The following is a 20,480-nucleotide window of genomic DNA, read 5'->3' as shown; positions in this document are numbered from 1 at the left end:
AGCCGATAACTACCACCTGCTTATTGCGTCAGAAGCATGCTCCGGTAATGGCGCGCCGTCAACCAGAATGCAAGCGCCGTCACGGTAAAGGCCAGCTGCCCGTAGGCCAGCCACAACACCGAGTCCGACAGCACCGGCACGATGGCGCCGGCCACCACCGCGCCCAGCAGCGTGGTGGCGAAAGACTGGCAGGAGGCCACCGTGCCGCGGATGTGCGGGAACAGGTCCAGGCCCAGCAACGTGGCGGCCGGCGCCACCACCGACATGCCGAAAGTGTAGAAGAACAGCGGCGCCACGCTCCACGGCAGCGACGGCGGCAGGAACAAATGGTAAGCCACGTTGACGCTGGCGGCCGTGATGAGGAAGCAGAAGCCGATGCCGATCTGGCGCGCGAAGCTCATCCTGCCGGCGATGCGGTTGGCCGCCAGCGCGCCGAGGAAAATGCCGCTCACGGCCGGGATGAACAGCCAGCCGAACTGGTCCGGTCCGAGGCCGAGGTGGCGCGGCAGCATCACCGGCGCCGCCGTGATGTAGACGAACAGGCCGGCGAAATTGAAAGCCACCACGCCGGACTTCAGGTGGAACAGCGGCGAGGACAGGATGGTGCGGTAGCTGTGCACCAGGTAGCGCGGATTGAAGGGCTGGCGCTTGGACGGCGGCAGCGTTTCCGGCAGGCGGCGCCAGCACACCACGAACAGGCCCACGGTGTAGACGAACAGGAACAGGAAAATGGCGCGCCACTCCAGGTACTTGACGATGACGCCACCCAGCACCGGCGCTACGGCGGGCGCGATGGAGAAAATCATGGTGACCATGGACAGCAGGCGCGCGGCGTGCGCGTCCGCGTACAGGTCGCGGATGATGGCGCGGCCCACTACCACCCCGGCCCCGGCCGACACGCCTTGCAGCACGCGGAAGAACCACAGGTAATGCACCGAATGCGCGGCGGCGCAGCCCATGGTGCCGATGGCGAACAGCACCAGCGACACCAGCACCACGTTGCGCCGGCCGAAAGCGTCTGCCAGCGCGCCGTGCCACAGCACCATGCCGGCGAAGGCCAGCATATAGGCCGTCAGCGTCTGCTGCACTTCCAGCGGCGTGGCGTGCAGCGAGGCCTGGATGTTGGGGAAGGCCGGCAGGTAGGCGTCGATCGAGAACGGCCCCAGCATGGACAGCGAAGCCAGCACGATGGCCAGCGCGAAGGCGCTTAGCGGTTTGGCGTGGCTGGGTTCAGGCGGGGGGATCTCGGCGACGGGGTCGGGCGGGAGGTTGGCGGGGGGAGTGGGGAACATTAACAGTCTCGCTGGCGGCGCTGGCGGGTTAGGCGGCACGCCGTAACCCGCCAAGGCGGACCGGCGGCCGCCGCGCATCAAACTTTCGGCTTGGCTTCTTCGCGGCGGTTGTATCCCGCCACCATATCGAAGCGGAACAGACGGCATTCCAGCGCGCCGTTGAAGAACGGCGTCTTGCGCGCTTCCTTCAGGCGCAGCAGCTTGGGCAGGCCCAGGTCCGCCGTAAACAGGAAGGCGGTCCAGCCGGCGAAACGCTGCTTGAGCGTGGTGCCGAAAGCCGAGTAGAACGAGGTCGCCAGCTCATCTTCCGGCAAGGTGCTGTCGCCGCGCACGCCGATACGCTCGCCATACGGCGGGTTGGTCAGCAGGATGCCCGGCTGCTCGGTCGGCGCTTTCACTTCCTGCGCCTCGATCTGCTTGAGCGGAATGTCGAACATGATGCCGGCGCACTTCAGGTTGTGGCGCGTCATGGCCACCATGTCGCCCGAGATGTCGGAACCGAAAATGGTCGGCTCGGACGGCAGCGGATTCGGCTTGATGGCGTTCTTCATGTCCATCCATGCGGCCTGCTCGAAGTCGTGGAACTTCTCGAAGGCGAAACGGCGGCGCGCGCCGGGCGGAATGCCCTGCACCATCTGCGCCGCTTCGCACAGGATGGTGCCGGAACCGCACATGGGATCGAACAGCGGCGTGCCCGGCTTCCAGCCCGACACGCGCAGCAGGCCGGCGGCCAGGTTTTCGCGCAACGGGGCGTCGCCCGTTTCGTCGCGCCAGCCGCGCTTGAACAGCGCTTCGCCCGAGGTGTCCAGGTAGACGATGTACTGGTGCGCGTCCAGGAAGCCGACAATGCGCATGTCCGGCTCGCGGGTGTTCACCGACGGACGCGAACCGTACATGTCGCGGAAGCGGTCGCAGATCGCGTCCTTGATCTTCAGCGTGGTGAACTCCAGGCTTTTCAAGGGCGACTTCACCGCCGTCACGTCCACGCGGATGGTGTGGTCGACGCCGAACCATTCTTCCCACGGCTGCGCCAGGGTCAGGTCGTAGATGTCGTTCTCGTTCTTGTAGCCGCCGGCGGCCATGCGCATCAGCACGCGCGAAGCGATGCGCGAGTGCAGGTTGACGCGGTAGGAGTCCTCCAGCGAACCGGAGCAGTGCACGCCGCCAGGAACCTGGTTGTGCACCTTCAGCGTGCTGCCCGGCAGCTGCGTGATTTCAGTCAGTTCTTCGGCCAGCGCCGCTTCCATGCCGCGAGGGCATGGGCAAAAATAGGAAGCCATAGGGGTACCTTTTATCCGTTAAAAAAACGCTGCGCCTGCGCGCAGCGCGTACATCAGTAAATCAGCAGGCCAGCGCCCGTTCGAGGAAATCGAGACGGTCCTGGCCCCAGAAACTTTCGCCATCGAGCACATACCACGGCGAGCCGAATATATTGGCGGCCGTGGCGGCTTCGGTGTTCTTGTCGTATTCGGCCTGCACGCTGGCCGTCTCCGACGATTTGGTCAGCGCGCGGCCGTCAAGGCCGCAGCTGTTTGCGATCTGCACCAGCGTCTCTTCGTCGCCGATGTTGCGCTCCTCCGCCCACAAGCCGCGCATGATGGCGCCGGACAGCTGCAGCGCAGTGTCCACGCCGTGCGTCAGGCGCGCGGCGATGATCAGCCGGGCCGCCGCATCCGGCGACACAGGGAAGAACTTCGGCTGCAGGGTCAGCGGCACGCCGAGGAATTTCGACCAGCGCGCCAGCTCCACCAGGCGGTAAGCCTGGCGCTGCGGCGCGCGCTTGGCCAGCGGCAGCCCGCCGGACACGCCAAACACCTTGCCCAGATCGAAGGGACGGATGTCGATCTGCGCGCCTTGCGCCTTGGCCAGCGCCACGAAACGCTCGTGGCCCAGGTAGCTCCACGGCGAATGCGGGGCAAAGTAGTATTCGCAGGTCTTGCTCATGCGCTGCTCGCTTTCTCAGAAAGGTTTCACGACTACGAGGATGATAATCGCCAGCAGCATCAGCACCGGCACTTCATTAAACCAGCGGTACCACGTATGGCTGCGCGTGTTCGCGCCGCGCTCGAACTTCTTCAGGATGGCGCCGCAGGCGTGCGAATAGCCTATCGCCAGGATCACCAGCGTGAGCTTGGCGTGCATCCAGCCCGGCATCTTGAAGCCGCCTGCGCCGCCGTACTGCAGCCACAGCAGCCACGCGCCCAGCAGCACCGCCGGCACCGACAGCATCATCATGAAGCGGTACAGCTTGCGCGCCATCAGCAGCAGGCGCTCGCGGCTCACGCCCTCCTTCTCCAGCGCCAGGTTCACGAAAATGCGCGGCAGGTAGAACAGCCCGGAGAACCAGGACACGACGAACAGGATGTGGAACGCTTTTACCCAGAGCATTTTCAAAATCCTCTAATTGCTTGTATTAAATCGTGTTCAAATTTATCAAATGCATCCAAGCCCCTCAGCTCGGAAAAATCTCCCGTTCGCTGCGCCACCAAATGCCTACATTGCAATGGCCTGAACTTATCAAGTGCTCTACCATTTTTACCTGAAGCCATCCGCAGTAAACTCATCAAATTTTCCTTTGGATCTTGCAAGCGCTCCCAAACCTTTTTCGAAGGAATTTCTAGCGGAATTTTTCCTGAACGATTCCCAGCCGCAGATCTAATCGCAGCCTCATCCGACAACAACCAAGCCTCAGTCATCCTCATAGGAATTATAGGAACGAAATTATCATGCAGCTGGGCAACTGCCTCGGTTATTTCTCCTAATCGCGTCTCATATGCTTCGCCTTCAGAGTCGCGATGAATAAAAAATACGTCACACGGATACTGTTGCAATGCACGAGGAACCCTATCATAAAGACGCCTTCCGACGTCACCCAAATTCTCAGCAAGTTGGCCCTGAACAATCAAATCAGGTCTATGTTGTGAAATCAGCCAATCAATGACTGCCATTAGCACCGCATCCGAACTACCATCGGCGAGCAAGGTATAGCGAAATATTTTCATTCGCTATTATTTTGAAATAAGGTCAAGTTGATGTTTGAAAACCTGCCGAACATTCAACTTTCCTGAAACACCCTTCTCTAACGCCTCATCCTGCGCCAAGTACGCCAACAAAGCACCAAACCCAACTGGTCGAGCATTGTCAGATACCTTCCCAGATGAGCTAGCAGATCGCCAGGTCTCACCAACTGGACTAAACGTCGACAATGATGCCCCGTCACGCTTATAGGCCTGAGAAACAACAATATCCTCCAGCCTAAGGCGCTCGATCACCATTGGTGAGTGAGTATTTATTATAATTTGCCGAAGTGGATTAATTTCATCAACTGAATAATCTGGATCAACGGCCATCTGGCTCAGCAACTCCACTATGGCCGGGATACGGGCAGGATGTATGCCGTTTTCCGGTTCCTCGAGGCAAATAACACCTCCAGCCGTTGGGTCCACACCAATAATTGCCAAAGCCAAAAATCTTAGTGTACCGTCTGACAGAGAACGGGCTTCATGTCTAATTCCGCTAGTGGTTTCCAAGTAAAGAGTTTTAAGTTGGCGCCGTTCATCCACATCAACAAATACGTCGGCAACGTCAGGCAACAAGCGCGCCAATCTATTGGCAACTGTTTCGTTTTTCTTCAGCCTATCCAATGCAGCCGGCAAATGCTCGCCAGTGGCGGATACGCTACTAACGGATAAGAAATCATCTGGTTTTCGAAGAGAACTGGACTCAAGCTGCAGATTCATCCACGACTGCATTTCACGACGCGCAGCCAATGCCGTGGGCCTATCAATAGTATTGATGTTGCTCAGTATAGTACGTCCGGTCTTTGCTATAGGTATACTAATTGGCGGCCCACTTCCGCCCTCTTGACGAATCTTGACGATACCAGACTCTTTCTCATCCATATAGATGAAATCAATCTTACTACCGCCTTGGTAAGCTGAAGCCAAAAAATCTTTAGAAATTCCAAAACCAAGCTCACGCGCAGCCATACCTTTCTGAATAAAATTCAGAGATTCAGATATCAACTCAATGCTCTCAGCAGTCACAGATGAAGCTGAAACATATTTAAGCGCCAAATTATAGCGTAGGTATGTCACCTTCGGCTTTGCAGATCGACCAAAATCATCCACAACTTTATCCGCAACCAACAGATCAACTTCAAACTCCATAACCTGCGCATGATGTGTTGCGGTTTTTGTAAATAGCGACGCTATGTTTGCGCGTTGTTTTCCACTATTTCGAATACTTGTCGCAGCCTCAATAATTGGAAGATCCGCCAAATGCTTAAGGAAAAGAATAGCATCGAATAAATTTGATTTCCCAACCCCATTTACTCCAGCAATGCATGTAAAGGGCCCGAATCGCACCTCAATGTCGTCCAGGCTTTTAAAGCCTTTTACTCTAAGCCTAGTTAGCATACGTTACCTCCTCACCGACGAATCTGTCCGCTACCAAGTACGATATATTTTAGCGATGTTAAGCCTTCCAGGCCCACCGGGCCGCGCGCGTGCAGCTTGTCGTTCGAGATGCCGATCTCCGCGCCCAGGCCGTATTCGAAGCCGTCCGCGAAACGGGTGGACGCGTTCACCATCACGGAAGCGGAATCGACTTCGCGCAGGAAGCGCATGGCGTCGCTGTAGTCTTCGGTGATGATGGACTCGGTGTGCTTGGACGACCAGGTGCTGATATGGTCCATCGCTTCATCGATGCCTTCCACCACGCGCACCGCCAGGATAGGCGCCAGGTATTCGGTGGCCCAGTCTTCCTCGGTGGCGTGCACCAGCTGCGGGTAGCCTTCCAGGATCTTGTAGGACTCCGGATCGCAGCGCAGCTCCACCTTCTCGGCCGCATACAGCTTGGCCAGCTCCGGCAGCACCTGCGGCGCAATGGCGCGCGCCACCAGCAGCGTTTCCATGGTGTTGCACGGGCTGTAGCGCTGGCACTTGGCGTTGAAGGCCACGTCCAGCGCCTTCTTCATGTCGGCCTTGGCGTCGATGTAGACGTGGCAGATGCCGTCCAGGTGCTTAATCATCGGCACCGTGGCTTCCTTCATCAGGCGCGCGATCAGGCCCTTGCCGCCGCGCGGCACGATGACGTCCACGTATTGCGGCATGGTGATCAGGGCGCCGACGGCGGCGCGGTCGGTGGTGTCCACCACCTGCACGCCGTCCGCAGGCAGGCCTGCGCCTTGCAGGCCTTCCATCACCAGCCTGGCCAGCGCGCGGTTGCAGTGGATGGCTTCGGAGCCGCCGCGCAAAATGGTGGCGTTGCCGCTCTTGATGCACAGGCCGGCCGCGTCCACCGTGACGTTGGGGCGGGCTTCGTAGATGATGCCGATGACGCCCAGCGGCACGCGCATCTGGCCCACCTGGATGCCGCTCGGGCGGAATTTCAGGCCGCTGATTTCGCCTATGGGGTCCGGCAGCGCCACGATCTGGCGCAGGCCTTCGACCATGGTGGCGATGGCCTTGTCGGACAGCGTCAGGCGGTCCAGCAGGGCCGGCGCCAGGCCGGCGGCGGCCGCCGCGTCCAGGTCCAGCTGGTTGGCGGCGCGCAGGGCGGCCGCGTCGCGTTCGATCGCGTCGGCGATCAGCAGCAGCGCGCGGTTGCGCTGCGCGCTGTCGGCGCGGGCCATGGCGCGCGATGCAAGGCGCGCCTGGCGGCCCACTTGTTCCATGTACTGCGTGATGTCCATTTCAGTCCCGTACTCATTCTGTGTGAAGCGCTCAGCCGCGCGCCACCTTCAGCGCCAGCTGCAGCATCGCATCCCATGCGTCGCCCGCGTATGCCTTGGCGCGCAGGCCCTTGATCATCTTGTCTATCTGCGCCGCTTCCTGCAGCGCAGCTTCCAGCAGCGGCAGCGACACGCGCCGCAACGCCGGTTCCATCATGCGCTCCTTCGGCCCCCAGATGCGGTACTCCTTGAGCAGCGCGCCCAGCGGCCGTCCCTGCGCCATCCCGGCTTTGAGCTTGAGCAGCGTGCGGATTTCTTCCGACACCGCCCACAGCACCAGCGGCAGCGCTTCGCCTTCGCCTTTCAAGCCTTCGAGCATCCGCACCAGCCGCGCGGGATCGCCGGACAGCATCGCTTCACTCAGTTTGAACACGTCATAGCGCGCCACGTTCAGCACCGCGTCATGCACTTGTTCGTATGCCAGTTTGCCCGCCTCGTGCAGCAGGCCCAGTTTCTGTATCTCCTGATGCGCCGCCAGCAGATTGCCTTCAACGCGGTCGGCGATGAAGTCTATGCTCTGGCGGTCCGCGCTCTGGCCTTGCGCGGCCAGGCGCGATCCTATCCAGCCCGGCAGCTGCGCGCGCTCGACATTCGGAATGTCGATGTACACGGCGGCCTGCTGCAGGCTGGCCACCCAGGCCGCCTTCTGCGTCTGCCAGTCCAGCTTGGGCAGGGTGATCAGCGTCAGGTTGTCCGGGCTTAAATCCTTCACGTAATTCTGCAGCGCCGCGCCGCCGTCCTTGCCCGGCTTGCCGGTCGGGATGCGCAGCTCGATCAGCTTCTTGTCGCCGAACAGGGACAAGGCCTGGTTCGCCGCCAGCAGCTCGCCCCACTTGAAGCTGCGCTCCACGGTGAGCACGTCGCGCTCGGAATAGCCCTGCGCGCGCGCGCTGCGGCGGATTTTGTCCGCCGCTTCCAGCGCCAGCAGGTGCTCGTCGCTGGTGATGACGTAGAGCTGCGCCAGCGGCTTGCTCAAATGCCCGTCCAGCGCTTCCAGCCTCAATTGCATATTATTCCTTGGGCGCCGCGACCGGGGTTGCGGGCGCCAGCGACAGCGCCGCCACCGGCTTGATGGCCGCCATGCGGCGCATCATCTGCTGCACCAGGTCGGTCTGCATGTCCTTGTACAGCAGCGCCTCTTCCTGCTCCTTGGCCAGCAGCTGGGTTTCGTCGAAGGTGATGGGACGATTCAGGCTGATGCTGGTGGGCGCCAGCAGCTCGTTGCCGAGCTTGTCCCGCACGCGGAACACGATGGTGTAGGCCAGCAGGTACTCGCGCACCCGGCCATTGCTGTTCAGGGACAGAATGGTCTTGGTGCGGGTTTTTTCCGGATCGGTCAGCACCTCGATCACGCCGTCGGCCTGGGCCGGGTCGGACACCACCACCGTGTTGCCATTGACGCGGATATTGCGCTTGAGGTCAATCGCCAGCGGCGACGACTCCGGCAGGCCCACATACATGGCGGGGAAAGGCAGCGTGTAGTGCCCGCCCGAGCCGCGCAGATGGAAGCCGCAGGCCGACAGAGAACCGGCCAGCGCCGCCGCCACCAGCAGCGCGCCGGCGCCGCGTTTCAGAACATGGGTGGTGGTCTTCATGCTTACACCACGATGTTGACGAGTTTGCCCGGCACCACGATGACCTTCTTCGGCGTGCCTTCGATGAACTTCTGCACGCTTTCCTCGGCCAGCGCGGCGGCTTCGATGGCGGCCTTGTCGGCGCCCTTGGCCACTTTCACCGAACCGCGCAGCTTGCCGTTCACCTGTATCATCATCTCGATCTCGGACTGCTCCAGCGCGGCGGCATCGACTTGCGGCCACGGCGCGTTCAGCAGGTCGCCCAGCGCCTTGCCGTAGCCCAGCTCTTCCCACAGCACGTGGGTGATGTGCGGCGCGACAGGGTTCAGCAGGCGCAGGAAGATGGCGTAGCCTTCGGAGATCACCGCATTGGATTCCGCGCTGTCGTCCAGCTTGGCCGACTCCATGGTGTTGAGCATCTTCATGCAGGCCGACACCACGGTGTTGTACTGGATGCGCTTCAGGTCGTAGTCGGCCTGCTGCAGGATCTTGTGCAGTTCGCGGCGCAGGGTTTTCTGCGCGTCTCCTGCAACTGCCGACCCCACGGCGCCGATGGAACCGGCCGCTTCGATGCGGGCCTTCTGCGCGTAGCCGTAAGCCCACACGCGGCGCAGGAAGCGGTTCGCGCCTTCCACGCCGGAGCCGGACCATTCCAGCGTCTGCTCGGGAGGCGAGGCGAACATGGTGAACAGGCGGGCCGTGTCGGCGCCGTACTGCTCGATCTGCGCGGCCGGGTCGATGCCGTTGTTCTTCGACTTGGACATCTTCTCGGTGCCGCCGATCTGCACCGGCTGGCCGTCCGCCTGCAGCAGCGCGCTTTGCGGGCGGCCCTTGTCGTCGGTGGTCAGGTTGATGTCGGCCGGGTTGTACCAGGTCTTCTTGCCTGCCGCGTCTTCGCGGTAGTAGGTCTCGTTCAGCACCATGCCCTGGGTCAGCAGGTTGACGAAAGGCTCGTCGAACTTCACCAGGCCGAAGTCGCGCATGATCTTGGTCCAGAAGCGCGCGTACAGCAAGTGCATCACGGCGTGCTCGATGCCGCCGATGTACTGGTCCATCGGCATCCAGTAGTCGTTGCGCTCGTCCACCATGGCGTTCGCGCCCGGCGAGGTATAGCGCATGTAGTACCACGACGAATCGACGAAGGTGTCCATGGTGTCGGTTTCGCGGCGCGCAGGCTTGCCGCACTGCGGGCAGTCGCACTTCAGGAAGGCTTCGTACTTGTTCAGCGGGTTGCCGGTGCCGTCCGGCACGCAGTCTTCCGGCAGCACCACCGGCAGGTCTTTTTCCGGCACCGGCACGGAGCCGCAGTCGGCGCAATGGATCATCGGGATCGGCGTGCCCCAGTAGCGCTGGCGCGAAATGCCCCAGTCGCGCAGGCGGAAGGTGATCTTCTTCTCGCCCAGGCCCTTGGCTTCCATGTCGGCGGCAACCGCATCGACAGCGGCGGCGTAGTTCAGGCCGTCGTACTTGCCGGAGTTGGTGACGATGGACACTTCCTTGTCGCCATACCATTCCTGCCACTCGGTGCTGGAGAACTCCGGCTTGGCGGCGGTGGTGATGACCTGCTTGATCGGCAGATTGTATTTGTTGGCGAAGGCGAAGTCGCGCTCGTCGTGCGCAGGCACGCCCATCACGGCGCCGTCGCCGTAGGTGATCAGCACGTAGTTGCCGATCCAGACTTCCACTTGCGCGCCGGTCAGCGGATGGGTGACGAACAGGCCGGTCGGCATGCCCTTCTTCTCCATCGTGGCCATGTCGGCTTCGATCACGGAGCCCATCTTGCACTCGGCGATGAAGGCCTGCAGTTCAGGATTGTTCTGCGCGGCGTGCGTGGCCAGCGGGTGCTCGGCCGCCACGGCGCAGAAGGTCACGCCCATGATGGTGTCCGGACGGGTGGTGAAGACGAACATCTTGCCGTCCTGGATCAGCTTGCCGTCGGCGTCCTTGATCTCGTGCGGGAAGGCGAAGCGCACGCCGGTCGATTTGCCGATCCAGTTGGTCTGCATGGTGCGCACGCGCTCGGGCCAGCCCGGCAGCTTGGTGTCCACGTATTCCAGCAGCTCGTCGGCGTAGTCGGTGATGCGGGCGTAGTACATCGGGATTTCGCGCTTTTCGATCAGCGCGCCCGAACGCCAGCCGCGGCCGTCCACCACCTGCTCGTTGGCCAGCACGGTCTGGTCGATCGGGTCCCAGTTCACGGTGCCGGTCTTTTTGTAGATGATGCCTTTTTCCAGCATCTTCAGGAACATCCACTGGTTCCACTTGTAGTACTCGGGCTTGCACGCGGTCATTTCGCGCGACCAGTCGATGGCCAGGCCCATGGACTCCATCTGCTCGCGCATATGGGCGATATTGGAATAGGTCCACTGCGCCGGCGGCACGTTGTTGGCCATGGCCGCGTTTTCCGCTGGCATGCCGAACGCGTCCCAGCCCATCGGCATGAGCACGTTGTAGCCGTTCATGCGCAGGTAGCGGTACATCACGTCGTTGATTGTATAGTTGCGCACGTGGCCCATGTGCAGCTTGCCCGAAGGGTAAGGCAGCATCGAGCAAGCGTAGTACTTGCCTTTAGGGAAACGTGGGTCGTTTTCTACCGCTTTGTAGGCGTCGATCGCCTTCCAGTGGGATTGGGCGGCTTTTTCAACGTCGGCGGGACTATATTTATCTTGCATGATGTGTGCGGCCAGTATGAAATATTGGTGGATATGAACCGGTCATTATAACAGCATGCACTATAAGGAATTTCCGCCACACCCAGCCTTGCGCCCGTATGTCGCGTGCCTGTGGGCCAGCGCGTCCGGCGGACCGGCGCGGGACGGCCGCCCGGTCTCGCACCGCGTTCTGCCGGACAACTGCATCGACATCCTGTGGCAGGACACCGGCGCGCCGGCCTTCGCCGTCGGCATGATGACGCGCGCCATCCACGTGGCGTCCGAGCGGACCGTGCGCACGGTGGCGGTGCGCTTCAAGCCCGGCGCGGCCGGCCTGTTCCTGCAGCCCGCCCTGCCCCTGCACCAGCTGGCCGACCGGCGCACCGAACTGGACCTGCTGTGGGGCCGCAGCGACGCCGACCGCGTGGCCGACAGCCTGTGGGGCGGCGAGCTGGACGAGGCGCGCCGCATAGGGCTGATAGAACGCCACCTGATGGCGCGCCTGGCCGAACGCGGCGGTGCGCCAGCCTCTGCGGCCGGCGCGCTGGTCGCGGCGGCGCTGCACGCCATCGACGGCAGCGGCGGCGCCCTGCGCATCGAGGCGCTGGCAGACAGCCTGGGCGTGTCGCGCCAGCACCTGGCGGCGCAGTTCCGCGCCAGGGTGGGCCTGACGCCGAAAATGTACGCCCGCATCTGCCGCTTCCGCCGCGCCACCGGCGCGCTGGCGGGAGGGCAAGCCCGCACCGCAGCGCCGGACTGGGCCGGGCTGGCCCTGGACTGCGGCTATTTCGACCAGTCCCATCTGATCCACGACTTCCAGGAATTTTCCGGCGGCGCGCCGGAAAGCTTCCTGCGCTGATTCCATTTTTCCAATCGCGGCTGCTGCGGGCATGGCAAGATGCGGCTATCGACAATCTTTCAAGGAGAACAAGATGATCAAAGGATTACGCACCGCCATGTATCCGGTGCCGGACATGGAACAGGGCAAAACCTGGTACACCAGCGTATTCGGCGTGGCCCCGTATTTCGACCAGCCCTTCTACGCCGGCTACGCCATCGGCGGCTTCGAGCTGGGCCTGGTGCCGGACGGCGTGCCCGGCACGGCGGGCAGCCGCGTGTACTGGGGCGTGGACGATATCGAGGCCGACGTGGCGCGCATCCTGGCGCTGGGCGCCACCGAGCACTCGGCCATCCAGGACGTGGGCGAAGGCATCAAGGTGGCCGAGCTGAACGATCCCTTCGGCAATGTGCTGGGCCTGATCTACAACCCCTTGTTCAAGCTTGAGGACGTGCGCTAGGCAGCTTGCCGCCATCCATGATAATATACGTTTCATATGCAAACCATATATGAAAGTGTGCCTCATGGGTATCGTAAAAATTTCAGACCAGATGCATGAAAACCTGCGTGTGGCGAGCGGCGCGCTGAGCCGCTCCATCAACGCGCAGGCCGAGCACTGGCTGCGCATCGGCATGCTGGCCGAAACCAACCCCGACCTGCGCTACAGCGACATCTGCCAGATGCTGCTGCGCGCCGCGCAGGACGGCCCGACGCTGGCCGATGCCATTGCTACCGCCCCCACCACGCCGATTGCGCAGCGGAGGCACCATGCGTAAGAAGCGCGACGAAATCCTCATCAAGAGCCCCGACCAGATCGCCCAGGCGCGCGTGGCCGCCCAGCTGGCCGCCGACGTGCTGACCATGATAGGCCCGCACGTGAAGGCCGGCGTCACCACCGAATACCTGGACAAGATCTGCAACGACTACATCGTCAAGGTGCAGCAGGTGATACCGGCCAATGTGGGCTACGGCGGCTTCCCGGCCACCGTCTGCACCTCGGTCAACGAAGTCATCTGCCACGGCATCCCCTCGCCCAAGCGCGTGCTGCGCGACGGCGACATCATCAACATCGACGTGGCGGTGATCAAGGACGGCTGGCACGGCGACACCAGCCGCATGTACTATGTGGGCCAGCCGTCCAAACAGGCCGAGCGCCTGGTGGACGTGACCTACCAGTCCATGTGGGCGGGCATACGCGCGGTGAAGCCGGGCGCCACCCTGGGCGACGTGGGCCACGCCATCCAGACGGTGGCCGAAGCGGCCGGCTTCAGCGTGGTGCGCGACTATTGCGGCCACGGCATCGGCCTGGTGTACCACGAGTCGATGGAAGTGCGGCACTACGGCAAGCCCGGCACCGGCATGGTGCTGCAGCCCGGCATGCTGTTCACCATCGAGCCGATGATCAACGCAGGCAAACCGCAGTCGCGCGAAATGCCGGACGGCTGGACCGTGGTGACGGCGGACCGTTCGCTGTCCGCGCAGTGGGAGCACATGGTGGCGGTCACCGAGACCGGCTATGAAGTATTGACGCTGGCGCCTGGCGAACAAGGCTAGCGGCGGCCCCCGGCGGGTTAGGCCGCAGGCCGTAACCCGCCAGGCGCCGCCATCAGCGCAAGGTCAGCTTGAGCGCCGGCTTCTCGCCGTAATCCTCGTAGCGCTCGTTGATGCCGCCCACGCAGAAGGTGATTTCCTCCAGCAGCTCGGGCACCGCCGCTTTCATGGCGGCCGAATCCTTGATGACGATGTCCAGCACTTCGTTCGGCTTGAGGTGGAATTTGGTCATGCCGTCCTCGTCGCGCACATAGCTCAGGCAGTCTATCCAGGCGTCGATGGTATTGCCGTAGGTTTCGGGAAAGCCGAAGGCGGCCTTGCATTCGGCGTGGAAGCTGTCGAAATCCTTGATCGCTGCGCCGTTCAGTTCTGCGGTAGCCATTATTTGTTTTCCTTCGGGTCGGTAACGAAACCCATCTTGCTCAGGCCGCGCGTCTGCGCGGCCGCCATCACTTGCGCCACGATTTCGTAGCGGGTGTCCTTGTCTGCGCGCAGCTGCAGCTCGGGCTGCACCTCCAGCCGCGCCGCTTCGGCCAGGCGCTGCTCGAGCACGGCCTGCGTGACCGCTTCATTGTTCCAGTACATCTTGCCCGCGCCGTCGATGGCCACCGTCACCGTGGCGGCCGGCTGCTGCGGCTGCGCCGCCTGCGCCTTGGGCAAGTCCAGCTTGACCGCGCTGGTGAAGGCCGGCGCGCCCAGGATGAAGATCACCAGCAGCACCAGCATCACGTCCACCATGGGCGTGACGTTGATGTCGGACATCGCTTCTTTTTGACGGTGGTGGTTGAATGCGCCGAAGGCCATGCGGGTTCCTCGCTCAGCTCAGCCGCGGGCGCGCTCGCCGCTGGTCAGGTAGGCGTGCAGGTCGTGCGCGAAGGCGTCCAGTTCGGACAAGGTCAGCCGGTTCACGCGGTTGAATCCATTGTAGGCCAGCACCGCCGGGATCGCCACCATGAGGCCGATGCCGGTCATGATCAGCGCTTCGCCCACCGGGCCGGCGATCTTGTCGATCTGCACGGTGCCGTGGCTGGAGACCGCCGACAGCGCGTGGTAGATGCCCCATACCGTGCCCAGCAGGCCCACGAAGGGCGCCGTGGAACCGATCGAGGCCAGCAGCGTGAGGCCGCTTTCCAGCTTGATGGTGGAGCGGTGGATGGCGCCGCGCAGCACGCGCGTCACCTGTTCGGCATGGTTCATATCGCCGGCCAGCGTGCGCTTGTTGACCACGTCCACTTGCGCCGCGCCCTGCTGCGCCAGCGGCAGGTAGACGCGTTCCGGGTCGGCCGCATCCAGCAAGGCCACGCCGTCGCCCATGGTGGGCGCGTTCCAGAACGCCTCCACCGCGTCCGCGCTGCGCCGCACCCGCCACGAGGCAAAGGCCTTGGACAGGATGAAGTACCAGCTCACCAGCGACATCGCCAGCAGCACGTAAGCCACCGCGTGGCTCAGCGCGTCGCCCTGCGCCCAATAGCGCGCCAAGCTGAAGTGGTTCTCCAGGTCGTCCATCGTCAGTTCAGCGACAGCACGTCATTCATGTCGAACAAGCCCACCGACTTGTCGGCCAGGAAGCGCGCGGCGCGCACCGAACCGTTGGCGTAGGACACGCGGCTGCTGGACTTGTGGCTGATCTCGATGCGCTCGCCGTCCGCCGCAAACAGCACGGTGTGGTCGCCGATGATGTCGCCGCCGCGGATGGTGGCAAAACCGATCGAGGACGGGTCGCGCGGACCGGTCACGCCTTCGCGCGCGTACACGGCGCAGTCCTTCAGGTCGCGGCCCAGGGCCTCGGCCACCACTTCACCCATCTTCAGCGCGGTGCCGGACGGCGCGTCCACCTTGTGGCGGTGGTGCGCTTCGATAATTTCGATGTCGTAGCCCGTGTTCAGGTTCTTGGCGGCCAGCTGCAGCAGCTTGAGCGTGACGTTCACGCCCACGCTCATGTTGGGCGCGAACACGATGGCGGTTTTCTTGGCCGCCGCCGCGATGGCGGCCTTGCCTGCCTCGTCGAAACCGGTGGTGCCGATCACCATCTTGACGCCGTGCTCGGCGCAGTAGGCCAGGTGCTCCAGCGTGCCTTCCGGACGGGTGAAGTCGATCAGCACGTCCGCGCCGGCCAGGCCCTTGGCCAGGTCGGATTCGATGGTCACGCCGGCCGGCTTGCCGGAGAAGGCGGCGGCGTCCTGGCCCAGGCTGGGCGAGTCGGCCCGGTCCAGCGCGCCGGACAGGCGCACTTCCGGCGTGGCCTGCACGGCCTCGATCAGCATGCGGCCCATGCGGCCGCTCGCGCCCACGATTGCAATATTCAGTTCAGTCATCAATAGCCCTAAATAACCCTAACTTCGGTCCTTATTTCGATTCGATTTTCGGCGTCACAGGCACGGGCGCGGCGGCGCCGGAGTCGGTGCCGGCCGGCAGCGGCGCCGAGCTTGGCGACACGCCCTTGTTCTGGTCCTTCAGCGCCTGCTTGGCGTTCTTGGCGGGACCGGCGATCAGCGCGATGTATTCCTGTTCGGTGGGCAGGTTGCCGCCTTCGAAGCGGTCCACTTTGCCATCCTTGAAATACACCACCACGGTGCTGTCTATGGTCTCGCCATTGCCGCGCGCCAGGCGGAAGGGGTAATCCCAGCGGTCCGCGTGGAAGATGTCTTGCAGCAAAGGCGTGCCGAGGATGAAGCGCACCTGGTCGCGGGTCTGGCCCTGCTTGAGCTGCTGCAGCATTTCCTGGGAAATGAAGTTGCCCTGCTGAATGTCCGGACGGTAAGGCGAGAAGAACCACATGAACTTCTGCAGCTGCGAAATGCTGCGGACCTGGGCGCCTTTGCCGGCCACGACCGCATTGTCTTCGACTTTCAGATCCGCCTTCTTCTCGCCCAGCGTGCTGAGCGATGCGCAGCCGGTAACGGCCAGCGCGAGGCAAATCGCGCCCGCCACGCGGGGCGTGCGGCGTTTCATACTGTGCAACATGGACTGCGGTATAGCCTGGGTGATGCGCATAAATGACCTCAAATCGATTGAGCGGAAGTGCCAAAACACTATATGATAAAGCACATTGTCCCACACACGAGTAAGAAACATGAGCAACAACCCAACCGACCTGAAGGCAAGCGGCCTGAAAGCGACTTTACCGCGCCTGAAGATCCTCGACATTTTCCAGAATAGCCCGGTGCGCCACCTGACTGCGGAGGATGTTTACAAGATCCTGCTGGCGGACAATATGGATGTTGGCCTGGCAACGGTTTACCGTGTGCTGACCCAATTTGAGCAGGCCGGCCTGCTGAACCGCAACCATTTCGAGACCGGCAAGGCCATCTTCGAACTGAACGCCGGCTCGCACCACGACCATCTGGTGTGCCTGGACTGCGGCCGCGTGGAAGAATTCTTCGACGAGGAAATCGAGCACCGCCAGCAAAGCATCGCCGAAGCGCGCGGTTTCAAGATCGCCGAACACGCGCTGGCCATCTACGGCAACTGCGTCAAGACCGAGTGCCCGCACAAGCAATAAGCCAAGGCAACCCGCCAATCAATGGTTGCTCAAGGCATTCGAGAGCAGCTTGGCGGTAATATCCACGATCGGTATCACCCGCTCATACGCCATGCGCGTCGGCCCGATCACGCCCAGCGTGCCGACGATCTTGCCGTTGGCTTCATACGGCGCCGTCACCACGCTCATTTCATCCATCGGCACCAGGTTGGACTCGCCGCCGATGTAAATCTGCACGCCGGAGGCCTTGCTGGACACGTCCAGCAGCTGCATCAGCCCGGTCTTCTGCTCGAACATGTCGAACATCTGGCGCAGCGACGTCATGTTCGAGGACAGGTCGCTCACCGACAGCAGGTTGCGCTCGCCGGAAATCACCATATCGTCGGTGCTGCCGGCCATGGCCTCGCTGCCGGCCTCCACCGCCGCCTGCATCAGGCGGCCCATGTCGTTCTGCAACTGGCGCAGCTCGCCCTGCATGCGTCCGCGCACGTCCTCCAGCGCCAGGCCGCTGTAGTGCTGGTTGATGTAGTTGGCCGACTGCACCAGCTGGGCCGGCGTGTAGTCCACGTCGGTCAGCAGCATGCGGTTCTGCACGTCGCCCGCCGGGCTGACGATGACCAGCAAGATGCGCTTTTCCGACAGGCGCAGGAATTCGATCTGCTGGAACACCGACTCGTGGCGCGGCGCCATCACCACCCCGGCAAACTGGGACAGCGAGGACAGCATCTGCGCCGCGTTGGCGATCAGCTTTTGCGGCTGCTGGCTGGGCAGGCGCATGCGCGCCTCCACCGAGCTCTCGTCGATGTGCTGCACCGTCAGCAGCGTGTCGACGAAGATGCGGTAGCCGCGCGGCGTGGGGATGCGCCCGGCCGAGGTGTGCGGACTGGACACATAGCCCAGTTCCTCCAGGTCCGCCATGATGTTGCGGATGGTGGCCGGGGACAGGTCCAGCCCTGAAATTTTCGACAGCGCGCGCGAGCCTACCGGCTGGCCGTCGGCGATGTAGCGCTCCACGAGCGCTTTGAGCAGGGTTTGGGCACGGATATCGAGTTGCATGGTCTTATTATGCACGCAGACGCGCGCAGGCAGGGCATCAATATGCAAGCTGGTTTTCCAGCCAGTCCAGAAGTTCGTCAAAGGTGGCGCAGATGGCGTCCGGCGCAATGCCGGCGGCCAGGTGGGCGTCGCTGCCGCTGCGGTTCATCCACACCGCGCGCAGGCCGGCGCGCTGCGCCCCGTCCACGTCCAGTTTCAAATCGTCGCCCACGTAGACCGCCTCGGCCGGGGCCACATTCAGCGCCGCGCAGGCGGCCAGGAAAATGTCCGGGTCCGGCTTGGCGCGGCCGAAATGCGCGGCCGCCAGCGACACCTTGAAATGGTGGGCCATGCCGACAACTTCAAGGTCCGCGTTGCCGTTGGTGATGGTGCCAAGCACCAGGCGCTGCTTCAGCTTGAGCAGGCCGGGCAGCACGTCGTCGTACAGCTTGACGGCGTTGCGCGCGGCCGAAAAGTGGCGCATAGCGCCGTCCAGGTGGCGCTCGTCCTCGCCCAGCTCGGCAAACGCGGCCTGCAGGCCGGCGCGGCGCAGGCTGGCCAGGTCCACGTGCAGTTCGGGGCGTTCCGCCAGCAGCGCCATGCGGCGCGCGCGCAGCTCCTCGATGGTGAATTGCTGCGCCACGCGCGGCGCGTGCTCGGCCAGCCAGGCGTGCAGCGTCACCTCGGCCTGGGCGATCACGGGCGCGATCGGCCACAAGGTATCGTCCAGATCGAACAGAATGGCTTTCAGGGGCGGGCGGGCTGTCATGCCGATATTGTCGCACGGCTGCGGCGGCTGGGGGAGCATGTTAAATTAATGGATTGTCCACACGGAGCGCCCCTTGTCCAAACTGTCCGCCCCCTTCTTATTGGCGCCATTGGCCTTGCTGGCCGCCTGCGCCGGCCCCCTGGTCCAGAGTCCAGACAAGGCCCCGCAGCCCTTGCCGGACGGCTTTGCCGCCTATGTGCTGATGGGCGATGGCGGCGCCGTGGCGCGCGTGGTGCTGGACGCGCCCGCCTGCCCCGCCATCGTGGTGGACGGCGCCAGCCGCCCCATGGCGCTGCGCGCCGCGCCCGCCACGCTGCCGCTGCGCGCCAACGCCGTCAAGGAAGGCGCGCAGCCCTCGGCCTTCCCGCTGCGCGTGTGCGAAGCGGCGCTGCCGCCCGGCGCCGCCAGCGCCGCCATCACCAGCGCCGGAGCGCCCGGTCCGGGCTACGCCGTGCCCCTGCCGCTGCCGCGCGCCGAACCGCGCCGCATCGTCGTCATCGGCGACACCGGCTGCCGCCTGAAGAAGAGCGGCAATGAATACCAGGACTGCAACGACCCACAAGCCTATCCCTTCGCCGCCGTGGCCGCCGCAGCCGCCGCGTGGCAGCCCGACCTGGTGGTGCACGTGGGCGACTACCACTACCGCGAATCGCCCTGCCCGGCCGGCCAGGCCGGCTGCGCCGGCAGCCCGCACGGCTACGGCTGGGACACCTGGCGCGAGGACTTCTTCCGTCCCGGCGCGGCGCTGCTGGCCGCCGCACCCTGGGTGGTGGCGCGCGGCAACCACGAAAGCTGCGAGCGCGCCGGCCAGGGCTGGTGGCGCCTGCTGGACCCGCGCCCCCTGCAAAGCGGCCGCGACTGCATCGACCCGGCGCGCGACAACGCCGGCGACGCCCCCGGCAACTACAGCGATCCCTACGCCGTGCCCCTGGGCGGCGGCGCCCAGCTGCTGGTGGCCGACACCGCCGCCACCACCTGGAAGGGCCTGAAGCCGGGCGACGCCGGCTACGAACAGTACCGCGCCACCTACCGCCGCCTGGACGCACTGTCGCGGCAGGCGCCGTGGAACCTGGCCGTGACCCACCACCCCATCCTGGGCGTGGGCGCCGAGCTCAAGCCCGACGGCCAGCTCGACTGGCACCTGGGCGACGCCGGCCTGCAGCAAAGCTTCGGCTCGCTCAATCCCCTGCTGCTGCCCGAGCGCGTGCAGGTGCTGCTGTCGGGCCATGTGCACCTGTGGCAGCAGCTCAGCTTCTCCAGTGCGCACCCCAGCCAGTTCGTGGCCGGCTTCTCCGGCACCGCCGAGGACATGGCGCCGCTGCCGGCCCGGCTGCCGGCCGGCGTCAGCCCTGCGCCGGGCGCCGTGGCCGAGCAATTCAGCAGCTGGATAGGCGGTTTCGGCTTCATGGCCATGGAGCGCGGCGGCCCCGGCGAGTGGACCGTCACCGTGCACGACCGGCACGGCGCGATAAAAAACCGCTGCCGGATCAGCGGCAAGCGCTCCGTGTGCAGCGCGACACAAGTACAATAGCCGGTTTCGCCATGCCAAAGTCAC

The 20,480-nt window shown here is 63.7% G+C and carries 23 protein-coding genes; 6 read left to right on the top strand and 17 right to left on the bottom strand.

All coding sequences use genetic code 11. The annotated features are described in order from the left end of the window. Positions 1–20: 20 nt before the first annotated feature. The 10 genes from AC07S4_RS10615 to leuS form a co-directional block, all read right to left on the bottom strand. Positions 21–1,292 (bottom strand): multidrug effflux MFS transporter, encoded by a 1,272-nt coding sequence (locus tag AC07S4_RS10615; RefSeq protein WP_494986612.1) that lies wholly within the window; start codon positions 1,290–1,292, stop codon positions 21–23. A gap of 77 nt (positions 1,293–1,369) precedes the next feature. Beyond that, complete coding sequence (locus AC07S4_RS10610) at positions 1,370–2,572, bottom strand: THUMP domain-containing class I SAM-dependent RNA methyltransferase (protein WP_494986611.1); 1,203 nt, start codon at positions 2,570–2,572, stop codon at positions 1,370–1,372. Between the two features lie 61 nt (positions 2,573–2,633). Continuing rightward, positions 2,634–3,236 (bottom strand): 2-hydroxychromene-2-carboxylate isomerase, encoded by a 603-nt coding sequence (locus AC07S4_RS10605; protein ID WP_494986610.1) that lies wholly within the window; start codon positions 3,234–3,236, stop codon positions 2,634–2,636. Positions 3,237–3,251: 15 nt separating this feature from the next. Beyond that, a complete protein-coding gene (locus AC07S4_RS10600; RefSeq protein ID WP_494986609.1) occupies positions 3,252–3,680 on the bottom strand; it encodes a CopD family protein in 429 nt (142 codons plus the stop codon). 2 nt (positions 3,681–3,682) lie between these two features. Beyond that, on the bottom strand, positions 3,683–4,294 hold the full coding sequence (locus AC07S4_RS10595; RefSeq protein ID WP_494986608.1) for a hypothetical protein: 612 nt from the start codon (positions 4,292–4,294) through the stop codon (positions 3,683–3,685). A 6-nt stretch (positions 4,295–4,300) separates the two neighbouring features. Continuing rightward, complete coding sequence (locus tag AC07S4_RS10590) at positions 4,301–5,710, bottom strand: AAA family ATPase (RefSeq protein ID WP_494986607.1); 1,410 nt, start codon at positions 5,708–5,710, stop codon at positions 4,301–4,303. An 11-nt stretch (positions 5,711–5,721) separates the two neighbouring features. Next, positions 5,722–6,987: a glutamate-5-semialdehyde dehydrogenase gene (locus tag AC07S4_RS10585; RefSeq protein ID WP_494986606.1), complete on the bottom strand. Its 1,266-nt coding sequence runs from the start codon at positions 6,985–6,987 to the stop codon at positions 5,722–5,724. A gap of 31 nt (positions 6,988–7,018) precedes the next feature. Next, positions 7,019–8,035, bottom strand: coding sequence for a DNA polymerase III subunit delta (gene holA, locus AC07S4_RS10580; RefSeq protein ID WP_161070970.1), 1,017 nt, complete (start codon positions 8,033–8,035; stop codon positions 7,019–7,021). 1 nt (position 8,036) lies between these two features. Beyond that, a complete protein-coding gene (locus AC07S4_RS10575; RefSeq protein ID WP_494986605.1) occupies positions 8,037–8,621 on the bottom strand; it encodes an LPS-assembly lipoprotein LptE in 585 nt (194 codons plus the stop codon). Positions 8,622–8,623: 2 nt separating this feature from the next. Next, positions 8,624–11,272, bottom strand: coding sequence for a leucine--tRNA ligase (gene leuS / locus AC07S4_RS10570; protein ID WP_494986604.1), 2,649 nt, complete (start codon positions 11,270–11,272; stop codon positions 8,624–8,626). Positions 11,273–11,327: 55 nt separating this feature from the next. Between leuS and AC07S4_RS10565 the strand changes: the two genes are divergently transcribed. The 4 genes from AC07S4_RS10565 to map all read left to right on the top strand — a co-directional run bounded on the left by AC07S4_RS10565 (position 11,328) and on the right by map (position 13,643). After that, positions 11,328–12,110, top strand: a complete 783-nt coding sequence (locus tag AC07S4_RS10565) for an AraC family transcriptional regulator (protein WP_494986603.1) — start codon at positions 11,328–11,330, stop codon at positions 12,108–12,110. Between the two features lie 73 nt (positions 12,111–12,183). Then, positions 12,184–12,549: a VOC family protein gene (locus AC07S4_RS10560; protein WP_494986602.1), complete on the top strand. Its 366-nt coding sequence runs from the start codon at positions 12,184–12,186 to the stop codon at positions 12,547–12,549. Positions 12,550–12,613: 64 nt separating this feature from the next. Further along, the gene (locus AC07S4_RS10555; protein WP_494986601.1) at positions 12,614–12,865 is read left to right on the top strand and encodes a ParD-like family protein; all 252 of its coding nucleotides are present in this window, start codon (positions 12,614–12,616) and stop codon (positions 12,863–12,865) included. Further along, the gene (gene map, locus AC07S4_RS10550; protein WP_494986600.1) at positions 12,858–13,643 is read left to right on the top strand and encodes a type I methionyl aminopeptidase; all 786 of its coding nucleotides are present in this window, start codon (positions 12,858–12,860) and stop codon (positions 13,641–13,643) included. The genes AC07S4_RS10555 and map overlap by 8 nt, the downstream gene beginning before the upstream one ends. A 52-nt stretch (positions 13,644–13,695) precedes the next feature. Here map and AC07S4_RS10545 read toward each other — a convergent pair whose 3' ends face one another. From AC07S4_RS10545 to AC07S4_RS10525, 5 genes are read right to left on the bottom strand one after another with little or no spacing between them, the layout of a single operon-like run. Beyond that, complete coding sequence (locus AC07S4_RS10545; RefSeq protein WP_494986599.1) at positions 13,696–14,022, bottom strand: barstar family protein; 327 nt, start codon at positions 14,020–14,022, stop codon at positions 13,696–13,698. Further along, entirely contained in the window at positions 14,022–14,444 is a 423-nt protein-coding gene (locus AC07S4_RS10540) for an ExbD/TolR family protein (RefSeq protein ID WP_161070978.1), read from the bottom strand. The genes AC07S4_RS10545 and AC07S4_RS10540 overlap by 1 nt, the downstream gene beginning before the upstream one ends. A gap of 18 nt (positions 14,445–14,462) precedes the next feature. Next, positions 14,463–15,146 (bottom strand): MotA/TolQ/ExbB proton channel family protein, encoded by a 684-nt coding sequence (locus AC07S4_RS10535; protein ID WP_494986598.1) that lies wholly within the window; start codon positions 15,144–15,146, stop codon positions 14,463–14,465. 2 nt (positions 15,147–15,148) lie between these two features. Beyond that, entirely contained in the window at positions 15,149–15,955 is an 807-nt protein-coding gene (gene dapB, locus AC07S4_RS10530) for a 4-hydroxy-tetrahydrodipicolinate reductase (protein WP_494986597.1), read from the bottom strand. A 31-nt stretch (positions 15,956–15,986) separates the two neighbouring features. After that, positions 15,987–16,592, bottom strand: a complete 606-nt coding sequence (locus tag AC07S4_RS10525) for an outer membrane protein assembly factor BamE (RefSeq protein WP_494986596.1) — start codon at positions 16,590–16,592, stop codon at positions 15,987–15,989. A 121-nt stretch (positions 16,593–16,713) separates the two neighbouring features. Here AC07S4_RS10525 and fur point away from each other — a divergent pair, with 121 nt between their 5' ends. Next, positions 16,714–17,142, top strand: coding sequence for a ferric iron uptake transcriptional regulator (gene fur, locus AC07S4_RS10520; RefSeq protein ID WP_161070982.1), 429 nt, complete (start codon positions 16,714–16,716; stop codon positions 17,140–17,142). Positions 17,143–17,160: 18 nt separating this feature from the next. On the opposite strand, the gene hrcA is transcribed toward fur, so the two are convergent. Together hrcA and AC07S4_RS10510 are read right to left on the bottom strand one after the other, a co-directional pair. Then, complete coding sequence (gene hrcA / locus AC07S4_RS10515) at positions 17,161–18,177, bottom strand: heat-inducible transcriptional repressor HrcA (RefSeq protein ID WP_494986595.1); 1,017 nt, start codon at positions 18,175–18,177, stop codon at positions 17,161–17,163. Between the two features lie 37 nt (positions 18,178–18,214). Continuing rightward, the gene (locus AC07S4_RS10510; RefSeq protein ID WP_494986594.1) at positions 18,215–18,925 is read right to left on the bottom strand and encodes an HAD family hydrolase; all 711 of its coding nucleotides are present in this window, start codon (positions 18,923–18,925) and stop codon (positions 18,215–18,217) included. A 73-nt stretch (positions 18,926–18,998) separates the two neighbouring features. Here AC07S4_RS10510 and AC07S4_RS10505 point away from each other — a divergent pair, with 73 nt between their 5' ends. Further along, on the top strand, positions 18,999–20,456 hold the full coding sequence (locus AC07S4_RS10505) for a metallophosphoesterase family protein (RefSeq protein ID WP_494986593.1): 1,458 nt from the start codon (positions 18,999–19,001) through the stop codon (positions 20,454–20,456). Positions 20,457–20,480: the final 24 nt, after the last annotated feature.

Source organism: Pseudoduganella sp. GW821-FHT05F09 (assembly GCF_059419605.1).
The sequence above is the reverse complement of the archived record's forward strand: the minus strand, read 5'-3'. Positions and strand labels throughout refer to the sequence as shown.